The sequence below is a fragment of the Spirosoma pomorum genome (genome assembly GCF_054776615.1).
The window spans coordinates 194,612-209,732 of sequence record NZ_BAAHBP010000029.1; the positions used below are offsets into that span (position 1 = coordinate 194,612).

Here is a 15,121-nt window from a genome sequence, read left to right on the forward strand (position 1 = left end):
GCTTTTGACGTGCGCTCCATCACTGATTCCGTGCGCCGTGAAACAGGTTTTGGAATGAGAAATTGGGGTGGCGCAGGGCCAGCTCGTTCTGACTCGATTCCAACTGAGCCGCTGTAGCGTAGATCAACATCTCCTGCTCATACGCGCTGATAGCCGCCTGTATCGTATCAGATTTCCCGTTCGTGAGTTTGTCAGCTAATGTCAGGGCATCGACCAGTCCGGTGTTGACACCCTGACCGGCAAATGGCGGCATCAAATGAGCTGCGTCGCCGATAACGGTTATGGGTAGTGGACGATCCTGCTTCCAGGGTGTAGTCAGCGGTAGTTTCTTTATCGGCAACGCCCGGAACAGATCGGTGGCCTGAAACAATTGCTTGTACACCTCATTCCAGTCAGCAAACCGGTCGGAAAGAAACCGGGCAATACCGGCTGAATCCTGAAAATTGAGGTATTCGTCCACCCACGCTTCTGATTCGCTCAGAATGATATTGTAGGTCAGCAGGCCGTTGTTCTTCGGATTCGCGCCAAACAGATTTCCCTCGTGCGACGCCATCAGAATGTTTCCCTGACACAGTTGGTAAAACGCCGGACACGTTCGTTGCGGCTCAGCGACTTCACCCTGTATAAATACCGTACCGGTGTATTCGACAGTTGCATCGGTGATGTACGTTCGCACTGCTGACATGCCACCGTTTGCGCCAACGACAAGGTCAGCAATGGCGCGTTGGCCGTTGGCGAAATGCAGTTGCCATTTTCCGTCGTGGGCGTCGAGTTCGGTGAATTTTCGGTCCCACACCACCGTGTTGTCTGCCAGACTGTGCAGCAGTACCGTTCGCAACTCATTTCGGTTAATCTCAGGGCTATCGGTAGCCGGGCCCCTGGAAAACAGTACAGTCCCCTGTTCGTCGGCAACGATTCGGCCCATCGGTATCGCCTTGGCGAAATATTGATCAAGCAACCCGGCCTTGGCAAGCGCTTTCTGTCCGGATGTTTCGTGCAGGTCGAGCGTACCGCCCCAGATGCGGGCTTGCGCGTCTTTGTCGCGTTCGTATACGGTTACGGCTACGCCTGCCTGCTGCAGTAGTTTGGCTAATGTCAGGCCAACGGGTCCGGCACCCAGGATAGCGACTTCTTTATCGGTTAATAGCATGATTGTGTGTTAGCTAGTGTGTTGATTACAGCACAAATTTCCGGAAGCTGGTAGCGGCAGGCTTGTACAAACGCGACAAAATCGCCGGGGCTGTCGACCAGATAGGCTTCAGGCATGTTTAAAAAAGTGTTTTTGTCATTACTGTCGATTAGAAGTTCTGGGATAGGTAAAAATTAGAAGGCGTAAACAGGGGTTCATAGCGACGCATTTGTTCGCTAGAAGGCGGTCAGCTGCGTATTTCGTTGGTGAATGGCTTCTTCGGTTCGGGGGATGAAATTGTCTCTTACGTTCGACTCCGCCGTCGCCTGCACTTCCTCGATAAACGGCCGTAACGTTTGGTTATATTCCTGGAAGGCTAACGCAGGATTGCCGTTGTGTTTTTCCAGCACGTCGGCCAGGGCGGCAGCCCCGATCACCGACAACGACGCCCCCATTCCGGCAGCGGGCGAAGCACAATAGCCAGCATCACCGACTAATGCTACCCGGCCTTTTGTCCACGACGGCATTTTTAGCTGACAGAACTTATCGAAGTAAAATTTACCCGACTGTTGTACCTCGGCCAATAACTCGTCGGTTCGCCAGCCTTGTCCGGCAAACTGGTTCAGGATAATGGCCCGCTGCTGATCGATATCGCGGTAGTTATAGGGGATTTCGTTTTCGGAGAAGAAGCTGAAAATTATATCCGTTTTCCCATTGTATGCATTGAGCGTAATGGCCTTGTCCGGCACATTAAACAGCTGCATTGTTTTCTCGTCGATCAGCAACTTGTTGACGGTCGTTATCGAAAAATACGCTTCCATAAAGTACGCGTACTCCGCTTCGTGACCAAACCATCTGTTGCGTACGATCGAGTGTAAACCGTCGCAACCAATCATCAGATCGAAGGTCTGCTGCGTGCCGTCTTTGAACGTAACGTCTACACCGTCCTTCGTTTCTGTTAATGTGGCGATGCTGTTCGTAAAGATGAACGTAACGGTATTTCGTAGCCGGTCAAACAGGCTATTGATAAAGATATTGCGTTCGATTTCAATGTCATCGTCATGACTGTCTACGTCGTCGTTTTTCAAAACAATCGACCCGGCCGTGCTATCATCAGCCTCTTTAAATTCGATCCGTTCTACGCGCAGGCGGTTCGCGTTTAGCTGATCGAAAATGCCCATGCGCTTCGAAATATCGACAGCGGTCCCGCGTATGTCGATCGCGGCACCGGCCGTTCGGGGTTCATTGGCCTGCTCGACAACCGTGACGGTATAGCCTAATTTGTTCAGTAGACAGGCGGTCGACAGGCCGGCAATACTGGCCCCTGAAATGAGTACTTTTTTTCCGTTGGCGGATTCCATGTTCTGTGCGATGTGATTGACGTATCAATGGCACAAAACTCCGGCATGCGGCTGTGTCAGGCTTGTATAAACACGACAAAATCGTCGCCGATGGTCTGTTTCGCTTTCTTCGTTCGGCGCGCGAAAGCTGCGGGCGTTGTGCCGCTGTATCGCTTGAACTCCCGGCTCAGATGCGCCTGATCCGTATAGCCCAGTTCGTGCGCCAGACCGGCAAGGCTGACATTCGGGTCGAGCCACAAGTGGTCGCGTACCTGCTCGAAACGCATCAGCGCCGACACGTCTTTCACCGTATGCCCCGCCGACTGTTTGAATTTCCGTTCCAGCGTACGTACCGTCGCATGAGCCGCTGCCGCAACCTGACTGACCGGCAAGGTTCCGTTGGCGTTCCGCATCGCACTACCTGCTTTTTGCAATACGGCATTCGGTGCAACCGGCGCTTGTGCAGCCAGAAAATACGCGGCCACTTCAGCAAGCGCTTCGTTGATCTGGCCAGCTTGAATCAACCCCGCTAATACGGATGATTGAAGGTGAGCAACAGGATGCTCTACGATACGTACCCCGTCTTTACCAGACGGTAAGCCAAGCAAATCGAATACTGTCCAGGGAAAGCAGCGGACACCGATGATTTCCAGCCGGTCTTTCGAATGAAAGTAAACAGGTTGGTTGAGCAGTCCCACCAGAAACGGGGACGGCAGGGGTTGTAAGCCATTGCCGGTAGCGATGCTGCAATGGCTCCCAAAATGAAAGATCAGTTCCGCGTAGCCATCCGGTACAACTTCGAATTTCGACTGGTTTTCGGCGAATTCGATGCTGGTGTACCAAAAGCACTTGATGACAGATCGTAACGCTTCGGGTGGTTCAATTTCCAGATGCTGCATAGTGAACGATAACACATTCAGCGTATAGCTGTTATTTGTGTGATGGTCCCGAGAACATAAGCTATCTTCTTCACTCAATTGATAGCTCAGCCAGGCAAATTCATCATAATAACATGGTGCTTCGCTGAAGTTAACATAGATTTTCTGCTGCTGTTTATTGACAGTGAGGTAGTTTCAGCTTTTAATGTGATTCATGTTGTATAGGAAATATTAATATTCTCATGCACCGGATATTCCTGCAAACGCCAGCGACAGAATTGGCCTGGCTGGTCATTGTAGCATATTTTGTAATCGATGTTTTGCTACGGAACAAAGGCAGTGTGGCGAGTTTTTCGACAACGAAGGCAGACAAGCACAGTACGCTGTTGCTCCTTAGTGCGTTTGCCTGTATAGTGATCGTGGCCGAAATACTGTCGTATGTCAACGTAGGCCAGTTTAGCATTCCGTGGCTATCCTGGCTGGCGCTTGTGCTGACAGCCAGCGGCCTGATACTGCGGGTTGTGTCGATGCGACAACTACGAACAGGCTACACGCGTACGCTCAAGGTAGATGCGGGGCAGTCGCTCATGACGACCGGCCTATATGGTGTCATCCGGCATCCCGGTTACCTCGGTTCACTGCTAGTCTGGCTGTTTTTCGGACTGGCAATTGGCAATTACCTTGTTTTTACACTGGCCCTGTTGCTGATGCCGCTCGTCTACGCCTATCGTATTCGGCTGGAAGAGCAAATGCTGGCCGATGAGTTTGGCCAACAGTATGTCGCTTACAAACGTAAATCCTGGCGATTGATACCCCTGATCTGGTAAGAAGTAAGTCGGCAACTGATGTAGTACGTAGCAGGGGAGGCCCTGGTTATGTTACCTGCGATTGCTAGACTACCTTATTGGACGGACGTTGATTACCTGGCGTCTTCAATCAGCTGGCTAGCCAACTGCGTTAGACCAATGGTAGCAGGTTCGGCAATGAACGTAACGTTGGCTCGTTTCTGCATGGCTGGGGTATTGGGATCGACTACATAGATGGGAATACCGCGTGGGGTAGCGTAGACCAGTCCAGCCGCCGGGTACACGTTCAACGACGTGCCGACGACAATGAAAATATCGGCCTGTTCGGTTATCTCCTGCGCTACACCCATCATCGGCACTTCTTCCCCAAACCAGACAATGTGCGGACGTAGCTGCGACCCCCGTTCGCACAGGTCGCCGGTCTTAATTTCCCAGCCGTCAATGTCGTACACCAGACTCTCGTCCCTGGTGCTGCGGGATTTGAAGAGCTCGCCGTGCAGGTGAATAACGTTTGACGAGCCCGCCCGCTCGTGGAGGTTATCGACGTTCTGGGTAATGATTGTTACGTCGTAGTAGGCTTCCAGATCAACGAGTGCCCGATGGCCTGCATTAGGCTCAACTGTTAACGCCTGTTTCCGGCGCTGGTTGTAGAAATCCTGTACCAGTTCCGGATTACGCAGCCAGGCTTCGGGCGTAGCTACGTCTTCGATCCGGTGATTTTCCCAAAGACCGTCTGATGCACGGAACGTAGGAATGCCACTTTCGGCGCTGATACCCGCGCCCGACAGGACGACTAGTTTCTGACGAGATACCATAATTGATAGAGCAAAAAAAGGCCCTGCATACGGGATTGATATGCAGGGCCAAATGGAATATCAGATTATTTCTTTTTTGTGACGGTTTTCTTGGGAACAGTCGCCGTTTTCTTCTCGGCTGTGGCTGTCTTCGCTTTGGCCGGTGCTTTGGTGGCGGCTTTGGCTGTTGACTTTTTCGTCGTTTCTTTGGCCGCAGCCGGATCTTCGCCCGCCAGTTTCAAACAGTCCTCTAGCGTTAGCGATGCCGGATCGACGTCTTTGGGAATCTTGACGTTCCGTTTGCCAACCGCCAGGTAAGGTCCGTACTGCCCGTTGACGACCTTGATCGATGGGTTTTCCGGAAATTCCTTAATGTATTTGTTCGCTTCGGCCTGCCGTTTTGCCAGAATTAGTTCAACCGCCCGGTCGAGGCTAAGTGGTCCCTGCTGATCGGCGCGCGGGATCGAAATATACTTGTCGTTGTGTTTCACGTACGGGCCAAAACGTCCCTTACCGATCGTTACGAGTGTTCCCTCGAACTCACCCAGCGACTCGCTGACAGCTTCGGCCCGTTTTTGCTGAATCAGTTCAATGGCCCGGTTTTCGTCCATCGTATATGGATCATCCTCCCGCGACAACGATACGTATTTACCATCGTGTTTAACGTACGGGCCAAATTTGCCGATACCAATGGTCATAGGCTGATCTTCGAAGAAGCCAACTTCCCGAGGCAGCGAGAACAGATTCAGCGCATCGTCCAGGGATATCGTTTCGATTAACTGACCATCCCGCAGGTTAGCATACTGGGGCTTTTCATCGTCAGTCGTTTCGCCGATCTGGGCGTAGGCGCCGAACTTACCCAGCCGAGCCGACACTTTGCGGCCTGTGCGTGGATCGACCCCCAACTCACGAGCGCCAGTTTTGAACGATACTACCGACGATCCCTGAATTTCTTCAATATTTTTGTGGAAATCGCCGTAGAAGCCTTCCAGCATTTTCTGCCAGTTCATGCGTCCATCAGCAATTTCGTCAAAGTCTTTCTCGACCGTCGCCGTGAATTTGAAATCGACAATATCGGGGAAGTATTCGACCAAGAAGTCATTTACAACAATACCCGTATTGGTTGGGAATAGCTTGGCTTTCTCAGAGCCAAAGTTTTCCTTGCCACTGGTTTCGCTGATGGTATCCTGCTTAAGCGTGTATTCCAGGAATTTACGTTCCTGGCCCGGTTTGTCCTGCTTAATAACGTACCCCCGATTGATGATGGTCGAGATCGTAGGCGCATAGGTCGACGGACGACCGATACCCATTTCCTCCAGCTTTTTCACCAGCGACGCTTCCGCATAGCGTGGCTGCGGCCGGGTGAACTTCTCGGTGGCTTTCATCTGCCCCAGGTTTAGCGACTGGCCGATGTTCAGCGGAGGCAACATGCCTTTGGCGTCTTCGTCCTCATCGTCGTCCTTCGATTCCAGATAGACCCGTAAAAATCCGTCGAACTTGATCACCTCACCCTGGGCTACCAGTTCCGTTGGAGTTGGACGAGCCTGAGTGGTTGCTGTTTCGGCAAAAGGGCTGTCATCCAACGAGGCTTTTACAGTTGCTGTCGCCCCGTTAGCGAACGTAATACCGATGGTAACCGTGGTCCGTTCCAGTTGCGCGTCGGCCATTTGGGAGGCAATTGCCCGTTTCCAGATCAGCTCATACAACCGCTTTTGATCGCGGTCGGCACCGGCGTTACGGTCGTTAAAGTTCGTCGGCCGGATGGCTTCGTGCGCTTCCTGAGCCGACTCGTTCTTGTTCTTGAACTGCCGCGTATGGACGTATTTTGGACCAAACTCAGTTTCGATTTCGGCTGTTGCTTTCTCGATGGCTTCCTGCGACAGGTTCAGCGAATCAGTCCGCATGTACGAAATCTTACCGGCTTCATAGAGGTTCTGCGCGATGCGCATCGTTCGATCGACGGGATAACCCAACTTGCGGGAAGCTTCCTGCTGGAGGGTCGAAGTCGTAAACGGTGGGGCCGGCGATTTTTTGGCTGGCTTGGTCTCCAGATTCTTGATGGTATACCGGGCGCCAATGCAGCGCGTCAGAAACGCCTGTGCTTCGCCTGCCGTCGCGAAGTTCTTCGGTAGTTCGGCGTTCAGCACTTTGCTGCCGTCTACCAGAAACTGCGCCGTTACTTTAAAGGACGACTTGGCATTGTGACTGTCGATTTCGCGTTCCCGTTCAACAACCAAACGTAACGCAACAGACTGCACCCGGCCTGCTGACAGGCTCTGGCCACCTTTGATTTTACGCCATAATACTGGTGACAGCTCATAACCAACCAATCGGTCCAGTACCCGACGAGCCTGCTGAGCATTGACCAGATCAACGTCGATGGTACGGGGCGACTGAATCGCGTTTAAAATGGCATTTTTGGTAATCTCGCGGAAAACGATCCGTTTGGTATTGTCCCGAAGCCCCAGCGCTTCCTTCAGGTGCCACGAAATGGCTTCGCCCTCGCGGTCATCATCCGTCGCCAGCCATACTTCGTCGGCTGACTTGGCCAGGGATTTAAGTTCGCTCACTAGTTTCTTCTTGTCGGGCGAAACCTCGTACGACGGACGAAAGCCATTCGTTACGTCCACGGCCAGCCCATCTTTGGGCAGGTCACGTACGTGTCCGAAACTGGACTTCACCGTGAAGTCTTTGCCTAAGTAGCCTTCAATGGTCTTTGCCTTTGCCGGCGACTCTACAATGACTAAGTTTTTAGACATAACAGGGTAGTAAGGTTGATGAGGTTACGCTAGCTTGTTGATAAGCGTAACCCGACCAGCGTGGATAGTCCTATTCGGCTCAACCGGCGCGGTTCGGCTCAAATATAGAGGCAAAAGCACTGATATATGCAAATCAGCGACGGTCGCGAACCCGAATAAAGACGAGGAGTTAGTTACAAACAGATAACAAGGAGTACAACGACAACGTTCGAATTTCGCCCGCAAAAAGCTTGTAAAAAAGGGGTTAGGGCGCTGGAATCGCCTTTTGTTGGCTACGCCTTTTTTAATTGATGCTTTCCTGAAAAAAGAGATGCGTTAACTGATCAGAATGTAGACTGTTCGCGGTGTCGTACGGAAGGAACCAAGCTTAAATACGGGGGACTTTTAAGAAAGTTGTCACTATACAAATTTATTCCAATGGCTATCCCAATGTCGTCTGTTGCCACATCGTTACGCGTTGAATCGATTGTGTGAGCATGATGTTTATCGTTGACGATGAGATTGACCGTTACCAGTAACTATCAAGTTGGCCACTGAACTTAACCGTTACAGACCAACGTTCTACCACCAACAACCGCTAGACAACTAGCTCTCTCAGTCTTCTTCCGATCATAGGCGAATACCGCTCGCCATCCGGACTGCACGCTGTCTTACCCGTTACTGCCTCAACTGCTTCTAGTTAGCTAATTCTGGCGACCATCTTATCACCCGCTTGGGGAGCACTACCAACTAATGGGTGTCTGCTTCGTTAGGCCGTTCATCTCTTGCCTATGAGACATCCAACAGGAGCGAATAAACGCTCATTTTATACCCGCGTGCTTATGGGCCTGGCTAAAGCCCTATCCTTGGTGGTGTTTGTGATTCTACGTCACTTTCTTAAGTATCGATTACCGTTGGTAGTGGCTAATCTCACTCAGTCGTTTCCCCAGAAGACCCCTGCTCAGCTAAGGCTTCTAACCGACGACTACTTTCATCACATCAGTGACTTACTGGTTGAACCTTTTCTGTTCTCAATTGTGTCGGCTGCCAAGCGTCATCAACTCGCTTACTTTGTTAATCCTCAGCTACTGACACAGCTGCACGGCCAACACCAGCACGTTGTTTTGATCGCGTCCCATTACGGAAACTGGGAATATCTGGTCAACTTACCTCAGATCGTCGATTATCCGGTTTATTCGGCCTACTCCCCGGTGAAAAACCGCTTCATTGACAGGCTGCTCCTGCGGTTTCGTACTCGCATGGGCGCTCAGCTGATTCCCCGCCAGCAGTTTTACCGTCAGGCGCTGCATCTACTACAGCCATCGCTCGAACCTAATCTGGTGATCTTGCTGGCTGATCAACGACCCGCGCCCGGTCCGGTTAAACACCATGTCTCTTTTCTGCACCAGCGGACAGGGGTTCAGTTTGGCGCAGAGCGGCTAGCGACCGCTACCGACTCGGCAGTCGTGTACCTGGAGGCCAGAAAGACCGGGCGTTTTCAATACGCCTATACCTTTCGTCTCCTACAGGCTCACGCGGGCGATGCCGTTCCTATGGCTATTACCAAGAAATACTTTCGGAGCCTGGAAAGAGCTATTGTCCGGTCACCAGCCTACTGGTTGTGGTCGCATAATCGGTGGAAGTTCAATGCCCCTTTACTGGTGTAGGTGCGGATGGGTCGTTACTCATTCCGGATGATTGATCTATCGCCAGAACGCGCAACAGCACGTTATACGTAACGTTTAAACATTACTCCCTGCAAGCCGTTCTATCTGTACGTCAGTAAAGTAGCTAATAAAGAAAAGGCTTCCTACGACGATCAATCCTGTGAGTACCACATTTTTTGTGGTGACCTATTTGCTTCACGCTACCAGCGACAGCTTCCAATCCCAATCGCCCGCTACTGCGGCAGTTGCCTTTCCCGTCGAAAGGATATGATTAGTTCAGCACACACAGGGTTGTTTATACGTAGTTTCGTTCAAACCCCACAGAAAGCCTAACAGAACATCAGGTAGTCAACTGCTTTATCGCTATCCAGGGCATACTATCCTGAACGCTCTCTGTTCATTTTTTCGTCAATGTTTTGAGTGGTCTTGTTGGCCACCGCTTATTTCTCATAAACTCATCGGACTGCTCATGAATATCTTAATTATTGTAACTGGTTATGGTTCGGTTAAACCAATACCCTGGCGGAGAGCCTACCTGAATCTGGACGAAGAGGTCGCTATCCAGCGCTTCGTATCCGCGTATCCTCACGCCAGAGATGTTAGTGCGGCAAGCGTCCGATTTGACGATGAGTTAAGCATCGGTGCTAACGGAGCAATGTCCTCGTCTTATTCCGCAAATACGTCAATCTAAGGGAATCAATCTCATGAACAACGATAACAGACCTATTCTACCCCGGCAACGTAGGCTCACGCCCGTTATGCCTATTCCAGTTAGTAAGAAGCCTTATTTGGTACGGGGCACCCCCGATACCATCCTGTATCTGACACCCGAGCAGGCTGCCAGTCGGATCGATTTGATTCCTCAGTTTATGCCAGCTCGCTTACCCTAACTCGCTGCTTCAGCTTGTAGGTCGACTTTTTACTTACCTCATTCAACCCATGGCCTTTCCCAGACGAATAAATTTTGATCAACTTTTTACCGTTGACCAGCAAGTAATGATACCTAAGGTGTTAATCAATATCATGGGCGCTTTTCGGGGCGGTCCTGAAATAAGCCTTAGCAAAAACACAATTAATGGAGTGGATATTATCACCTGGCAGGGCAAGGACCTGCTGGTGGAAGTACGCCACTTTGAGGGGATTGAAGAACACTATATTCTAGGATTAGCTATTATCTAGTGCTTACCGGTACACTAACAGAATCAACAAATTCTCTTGGCTAACCTTATTACGAGAAAACGCCACAGAGGCCACCAAACTAAGTCAACCGACCTTTTTCTGTTGCACCCAATGGGAAAAGGTTTTCGTTTTTATGAAATCTACTGCTTACCTAATCCTTACGCTGGTTATCGGCCTTGGTGCCTGTTCATCCGCGACGTTCGACCCCCTGACGAATACGTATGGGGAAGAGGACGCGTTTAAAGGATTGTATGATGCCAGGGGGTATAGCCTCCTGGATGATGCCAGTATGGTACTGATCGCTCGTGCGGTGAAATACAACCAGCACCATCGACTGGTTAGTGAGGGGAAAACATTTGGCGCTTTGCTGGAGCAGGGCCAGCGAATAACCCGTCTGGAAACAGAAGCAAAGTCCGAAGAACGGCTCCTGGTTGACGATGACTTTGTCCCATTAACCAGGGCTGAGAAGGAACCCGCAAAACAACGATGGTAGCTGATTCCCTTACCAACATAGGTTCTCTATGTTGTATGTAGCCGTACAAATGAGGAGATCATTGGCCCGCAAATAGGACCTGATGAAGTGAAGCGGCTACAGGCCATAGCCCAAAAATACGGGCAGCAAGTATTCCCTCCGGATTATTTAGGGTAACTCGATGATTACGTTCTTAAAGCTCCTCTCTATTGATGATTCTGAGTAAGATTTGGGCAGATAATCAAATCTCAGAACCACGTGACCGGGTCGGATCGCTTAGTTTGATTGAATACACCTCATAAACGAATGCTCGACAGGGCATTCGTTTTCTTTTTCTGTACGTAACCTAAGGAACGCTTAGTGAGATGACCAACGCAAGCCAGCGTCAGCGCATTGAACAGCTAGTCCGTCTATCGATTGATGGCGCAATCAGGTGATGATCGTTTCAATCAAACTAAGCTTCGGTATTCAGCCGGTTTGAACTACGGGCGAAGCGGGAGGCAATAGTTGGAGGGCTGTCAATATGAATGGATGAACTGAACCGGTCCAATAGAATCATAATCAAGCTGGTCCCTGCACATAGCAGCAATAGGAGTAGGGGAGAAGTCCACGATGTGGCCAGAATTAAAATTGTTCCCAGCGTTAGACGTATGCCTACTTGCCTGATGCTCTGAAGTTGATAACTAGCCCATTGATTGACCAAGGCTAAAAGACCTGTAATTACGTAGCTGCCACCTACTCCGGCTCCAACCAGCCAGTTGGTGAGCGTTACGTCGGACTTTGGGTGTACAGTTAAGCCTAAGCCAACCCCGCTCAACAGCAGAAGTATAGTCAGGGGGAGGTGAAGATAGATCCACGCCCAGAACGGTCCTGTGCGTTGATGTTCACTTAGTGCTTGCGCCGGAGTATAGTAAATACGATCAAAATAGGAAGACCATAGGCCCAGCAAGGTTATTCCCGCCAGCAATGTCCGGCTTACGCTATCTGAACCAATACCTGCCTGATACAGTGCCATGACAATACTGGATGCGACCTGTGCGAGCATCAATGTGGTGAACGTGGCCACTCGGCCGGGTAGGTGACGGGCATCTGGAGGGAAGCGCTTTTGCAGAATTATTCCTCCGGCTACCAAAGGAGCGAGTATCTCAACCGCCAAAGCCAGCGCCCAAAAGTAATAGCTACTTGGAGCGGGAAGTAGCCCGGCCCCCACCCAGCAGGCCAGCCCCAGGCAGATGCCAATCTGTACATGGAAGATGAATGGACGGGCAGCTGGTACATAATACCGGGCACGGATGTATTTAAGATGCAGTAGGATACGTATGCCGAAGTACGTACCCACGAAAGTTAACGTAGTCAGGCGGCTGAGTAAGGCCGTTTCGGTTGCGGCAGCCATAATCAACAAGCCCAACAACTCCGCGGCTGTGAATAGAAACTCGACCGGATCATTGTCCACGCTGAACCTGTTGGCGTAAAATGTTAGTCCATGCCATAACCACCACACCGGCACAAGCAATAATAATAAATACCCCAACGCATCCAGATCGGGTTCAGCAAGCAGGCGCCTGACTAGGTGCCCTAGTATAACGACAAAGGCCAAGTCGGTTAGCAACTCGATTCGCGCCGGAACGCGCGGGCCCGGCGGATCTGCAGCTCTTAGCCGAGGTACGTTGTCAGGTGGATGCTGATCCATAGGGAGTTCCTGGCATTAAGTTAAACCCGTTCGGATAAAAATGAGGCTGCCAAACTGCAACGAATTACTGCGTTTTTTGAAGGGCTTTTAGCACCTTATCTGGCGTTATGGGCAGTGATGTTAGCCGATGACCGATGGCATGAAAGATGGCGTTACTTACGGCTGCGCTGGTACCTACGATCGACACCTCGCCCAGTCCTTTCACGCCCATAGCGTTGACGTATCGATCCTCCTCGTCAATAAAGTCCACGGTCATGTCGGGAATATCCGCATTGACGCACACGTGGTAATCTGCCAGGCTGGCGTTGGTGTAGCGGGCCAGGTGCGGGTCTCGAACGGTACCCTCCATGAGCGCTGCGCCAATGCCGAAAATACTGCCTCCCATCACCTGGGAACGAGCCGTTCGTGGATTCAGGATTCGACCGGCCGCTACCACACTCACCCAACGCGTCACGTGCACCGTACCTAGCTCCGTATCAACTTCTACTTCGCAAAAATGCGTACTGAAGGAATGCATGGAGTGGCCGGCCGCGTCGTCTTTCTTGGCTTGGGGGGTGTTTAGCGTAGCTTCGGGCGACTCGTAACTGCTGCCGTAATGACCCGTCGCCACACCCTCTACGTCGCCTAGCCCGATGCGCTGCATGAGGGTGGTAAAGGTTTCTCCTTTGGTCGGATCAGCTTTCAGTTGAAGCCGGCCCTTCACAGCCTCTACGTCTGCTGGCTTTGCTTTGTATAAGGGCGAATGTTGATCGGTAATGGCTACCTTGGTGAGCTTTTGCCATACGTCCTGCGCGGCCAGGAATACCGAGGACGACACCGTGCCAGCAGCCCGGGATCCGCCCGACATGGCCGTAGTGGGTAAAGCACTATCGCCCAATTCGAAATGCACGTTTTCGGGAGCAATACCTAAGGAGTCCGCAGCTACCTGCGTGATGATGGTATACGTACCTGTGCCCAAGTCAGTCGCAGCGGCTTGTACTAGGGCGTTACCGTCAGCATACAGGCGTACGCGGGCGTTGCCTTGGGCGTCGTGAACCGGGTACGAGCCGGAAGCCATACCCCAGCCCACCAGTACATCTCCCTTGCGGGTAGCGCCGTTTTTGGGGTTACGCTTGCTCCATCCGAATAACTCTGCGCCCCGCTCGTAGCACTGCTTCAGGCTTTTGCTGCTCCAGGGTTTGCCGGTGCCGGGGTCCTTGTCAGCATGGTTTAGCAATCGGATAGCAATCGGATCCAGTCCCACTTGGTACGCTAAATCATCCATGGCGCACTCGATGGCAAACGAGCCAGGAGCTTCACCGGGGCCGCGCATGTAGGTAGAGGTCATGACATTGGCCCGGGCCAGCTTTACCGAAGCCTCAAAATTCGAGCAGGCGTAGATCATATTCACAATCTTGCTGTTCATTTCGGAGAAGTTGTCCCAGGGCGAGGTCGTAGCCGTTTTTTCGTGTAGTAGAGCCAGTAGCCTGCCCTCCTTAGTCGCGCCAAGGCGCAGGGTCTGCTGCTGGTCCTCGCGATGGCCCATGCTGGTAAACATCTGCGGGCGTGTGAGTACCAGCTTCACCGGCTTACCTACGGCTTTGGCGACCTGCGCCGTTAGTACGGTGTGAGGCCACATTGTGAGTTTGCAGCCAAAACCTCCGCCGAGAAACTTGTTGACGACCCGAACATTGTCGGATGGCAAGCCCAGCATCACGTACAGGGCTATATGCGTCGAGGCTATGGCCTGCGTGGTGTCATATACGGTTACCCGATCAGCTGCCTCCCAGTGGGCAATGGTAGCGCCCGGCTCCATGGGATTGTGATGGTTGGTCGCGTGCTGACAGGTGAGGGTCAACTGTACCGGCGCGTTGGAAAAGGCCGCCTGAGCATCACCGCGCTTGGTGGGTACGTTGGCGGCCGCGCCCTCGGTGGGGGTGAACAGTTTGGCCTGGGCATCCTGGTAGGAGACCACGGGCGTTTCTGCGGCAACGGATACGCTCAGCAACGCGGCCGCGTGCTGGGCGTGCTCCAGCGTATCGGCAACCACAATGGCCACCGGCTGCCCGGCGTAAAAAATCTGGTCAGAAGTTAGCGGAGTAAAGCTCATCTGCATGGCCAGCGCGATCTTCTTTTTACCTTCTGGCGTGGCAGGCGTCTGCGCCAGTGGTGGTAAATTCAGGTGCGTGAATATGCCTAATACACCGGGTACCCGTTTGGCCGCGCCATCGTCGAAACCGGTGATGCGGCCCTTCGCTACGTCACTGGTTTTAATAACGGCATGGACCAGACCGGGCAGCTGGTTATATTCCGCCGAGTATACGGCCGCTCCCATCACTTTGGCCCGCCCGTCGACACGGACTAGCGGCTTGCCCACAACGTCTGATGTTGACAGCTGGTCAGCAAACGCGGGGTTTTCAGTTGGTTTCATAAGGCTTGATGAGTTGAC

13 protein-coding genes are annotated in these 15,121 nt (G+C 52.0%); 6 read left to right on the forward strand and 7 right to left on the reverse strand.

Features of this window, described 5'->3' with window-relative positions:
* Nucleotides 1–19 precede the first annotated feature (19 nt).
* The 3 genes from ACYVAD_RS18330 to ACYVAD_RS18340 form a co-directional block, all read right to left on the reverse strand.
* Entirely contained in the window at nucleotides 20–1,150 is a 1,131-nt protein-coding gene (locus ACYVAD_RS18330; protein WP_461140972.1) for an FAD-dependent oxidoreductase, read from the reverse strand.
* A gap of 215 nt (nucleotides 1,151–1,365) precedes the next feature.
* The gene (locus tag ACYVAD_RS18335; protein ID WP_461140973.1) at nucleotides 1,366–2,490 is read right to left on the reverse strand and encodes an FAD-dependent monooxygenase; all 1,125 of its coding nucleotides are present in this window, start codon (nucleotides 2,488–2,490) and stop codon (nucleotides 1,366–1,368) included.
* Nucleotides 2,491–2,546: 56 nt separating this feature from the next.
* Entirely contained in the window at nucleotides 2,547–3,368 is an 822-nt protein-coding gene (locus ACYVAD_RS18340; protein ID WP_461140974.1) for a helix-turn-helix domain-containing protein, read from the reverse strand.
* Between the two features lie 221 nt (nucleotides 3,369–3,589).
* On the opposite strand from ACYVAD_RS18340, the gene ACYVAD_RS18345 reads away from it, so the two are divergent.
* Nucleotides 3,590–4,174, forward strand: a complete 585-nt coding sequence (locus ACYVAD_RS18345) for a methyltransferase family protein (RefSeq protein WP_461140975.1) — start codon at nucleotides 3,590–3,592, stop codon at nucleotides 4,172–4,174.
* Between the two features lie 92 nt (nucleotides 4,175–4,266).
* Here ACYVAD_RS18345 and ACYVAD_RS18350 read toward each other — a convergent pair whose 3' ends face one another.
* Both ACYVAD_RS18350 and topA read right to left on the reverse strand, forming a co-directional pair.
* Nucleotides 4,267–4,968, reverse strand: coding sequence for an SIR2 family NAD-dependent protein deacylase (locus tag ACYVAD_RS18350; protein ID WP_461140976.1), 702 nt, complete (start codon nucleotides 4,966–4,968; stop codon nucleotides 4,267–4,269).
* A 65-nt stretch (nucleotides 4,969–5,033) separates the two neighbouring features.
* Nucleotides 5,034–7,706, reverse strand: a complete 2,673-nt coding sequence (gene topA / locus ACYVAD_RS18355) for a type I DNA topoisomerase (RefSeq protein ID WP_461140977.1) — start codon at nucleotides 7,704–7,706, stop codon at nucleotides 5,034–5,036.
* A gap of 770 nt (nucleotides 7,707–8,476) precedes the next feature.
* On the opposite strand from topA, the gene ACYVAD_RS18360 reads away from it, so the two are divergent.
* The 5 genes from ACYVAD_RS18360 (at nucleotide 8,477) to ACYVAD_RS18380 (ending at nucleotide 11,024) form a co-directional block, all read left to right on the forward strand.
* Entirely contained in the window at nucleotides 8,477–9,352 is an 876-nt protein-coding gene (locus ACYVAD_RS18360; protein WP_461140978.1) for a lysophospholipid acyltransferase family protein, read from the forward strand.
* 469 nt (nucleotides 9,353–9,821) lie between these two features.
* On the forward strand, nucleotides 9,822–10,043 hold the full coding sequence (locus tag ACYVAD_RS18365) for a hypothetical protein (protein ID WP_461140979.1): 222 nt from the start codon (nucleotides 9,822–9,824) through the stop codon (nucleotides 10,041–10,043).
* Nucleotides 10,044–10,056: 13 nt separating this feature from the next.
* Nucleotides 10,057–10,242 carry a hypothetical protein gene (locus ACYVAD_RS18370; protein WP_461140980.1) on the forward strand — a complete coding sequence of 62 codons (186 nt, stop codon included), beginning with the start codon at nucleotides 10,057–10,059 and terminating at the stop codon, nucleotides 10,240–10,242.
* Nucleotides 10,243–10,291: 49 nt separating this feature from the next.
* Nucleotides 10,292–10,531 carry a hypothetical protein gene (locus tag ACYVAD_RS18375; RefSeq protein WP_461140981.1) on the forward strand — a complete coding sequence of 80 codons (240 nt, stop codon included), beginning with the start codon at nucleotides 10,292–10,294 and terminating at the stop codon, nucleotides 10,529–10,531.
* A 133-nt stretch (nucleotides 10,532–10,664) separates the two neighbouring features.
* Nucleotides 10,665–11,024: a hypothetical protein gene (locus tag ACYVAD_RS18380; protein ID WP_461140982.1), complete on the forward strand. Its 360-nt coding sequence runs from the start codon at nucleotides 10,665–10,667 to the stop codon at nucleotides 11,022–11,024.
* A gap of 433 nt (nucleotides 11,025–11,457) precedes the next feature.
* Here ACYVAD_RS18380 and ACYVAD_RS18385 read toward each other — a convergent pair whose 3' ends face one another.
* Nucleotides 11,458–12,693 carry a low temperature requirement protein A gene (locus ACYVAD_RS18385; protein ID WP_461140983.1) on the reverse strand — a complete coding sequence of 412 codons (1,236 nt, stop codon included), beginning with the start codon at nucleotides 12,691–12,693 and terminating at the stop codon, nucleotides 11,458–11,460.
* Between the two features lie 64 nt (nucleotides 12,694–12,757).
* Nucleotides 12,758–15,103 (reverse strand): xanthine dehydrogenase family protein molybdopterin-binding subunit, encoded by a 2,346-nt coding sequence (locus ACYVAD_RS18390; protein ID WP_461140984.1) that lies wholly within the window; start codon nucleotides 15,101–15,103, stop codon nucleotides 12,758–12,760.
* Between the last annotated feature and the right edge of the window lie 18 nt (nucleotides 15,104–15,121).

Coding starts and splice junctions, on each gene's coding strand:
- ACYVAD_RS18345 (WP_461140975.1), top strand. CDS start 3,590: ATGCACCGGATATTCCTGCAAACGCCAGCGACAGAATTGGCCTGGCTG.
- ACYVAD_RS18330 (WP_461140972.1), bottom strand. CDS start 1,150: ATGCTATTAACCGATAAAGAAGTCGCTATCCTGGGTGCCGGACCCGTT.
- ACYVAD_RS18340 (WP_461140974.1), bottom strand. CDS start 3,368: ATGCAGCATCTGGAAATTGAACCACCCGAAGCGTTACGATCTGTCATC.
- ACYVAD_RS18350 (WP_461140976.1), bottom strand. CDS start 4,968: ATGGTATCTCGTCAGAAACTAGTCGTCCTGTCGGGCGCGGGTATCAGC.
- ACYVAD_RS18370 (WP_461140980.1), top strand. CDS start 10,057: ATGAACAACGATAACAGACCTATTCTACCCCGGCAACGTAGGCTCACG.
- ACYVAD_RS18360 (WP_461140978.1), top strand. CDS start 8,477: ATGAGACATCCAACAGGAGCGAATAAACGCTCATTTTATACCCGCGTG.
- ACYVAD_RS18335 (WP_461140973.1), bottom strand. CDS start 2,490: ATGGAATCCGCCAACGGAAAAAAAGTACTCATTTCAGGGGCCAGTATT.
- ACYVAD_RS18385 (WP_461140983.1), bottom strand. CDS start 12,693: ATGGATCAGCATCCACCTGACAACGTACCTCGGCTAAGAGCTGCAGAT.
- ACYVAD_RS18380 (WP_461140982.1), top strand. CDS start 10,665: ATGAAATCTACTGCTTACCTAATCCTTACGCTGGTTATCGGCCTTGGT.
- ACYVAD_RS18390 (WP_461140984.1), bottom strand. CDS start 15,103: ATGAAACCAACTGAAAACCCCGCGTTTGCTGACCAGCTGTCAACATCA.
- ACYVAD_RS18365 (WP_461140979.1), top strand. CDS start 9,822: ATGAATATCTTAATTATTGTAACTGGTTATGGTTCGGTTAAACCAATA.
- topA (WP_461140977.1), bottom strand. CDS start 7,706: ATGTCTAAAAACTTAGTCATTGTAGAGTCGCCGGCAAAGGCAAAGACC.
- ACYVAD_RS18375 (WP_461140981.1), top strand. CDS start 10,292: ATGGCCTTTCCCAGACGAATAAATTTTGATCAACTTTTTACCGTTGAC.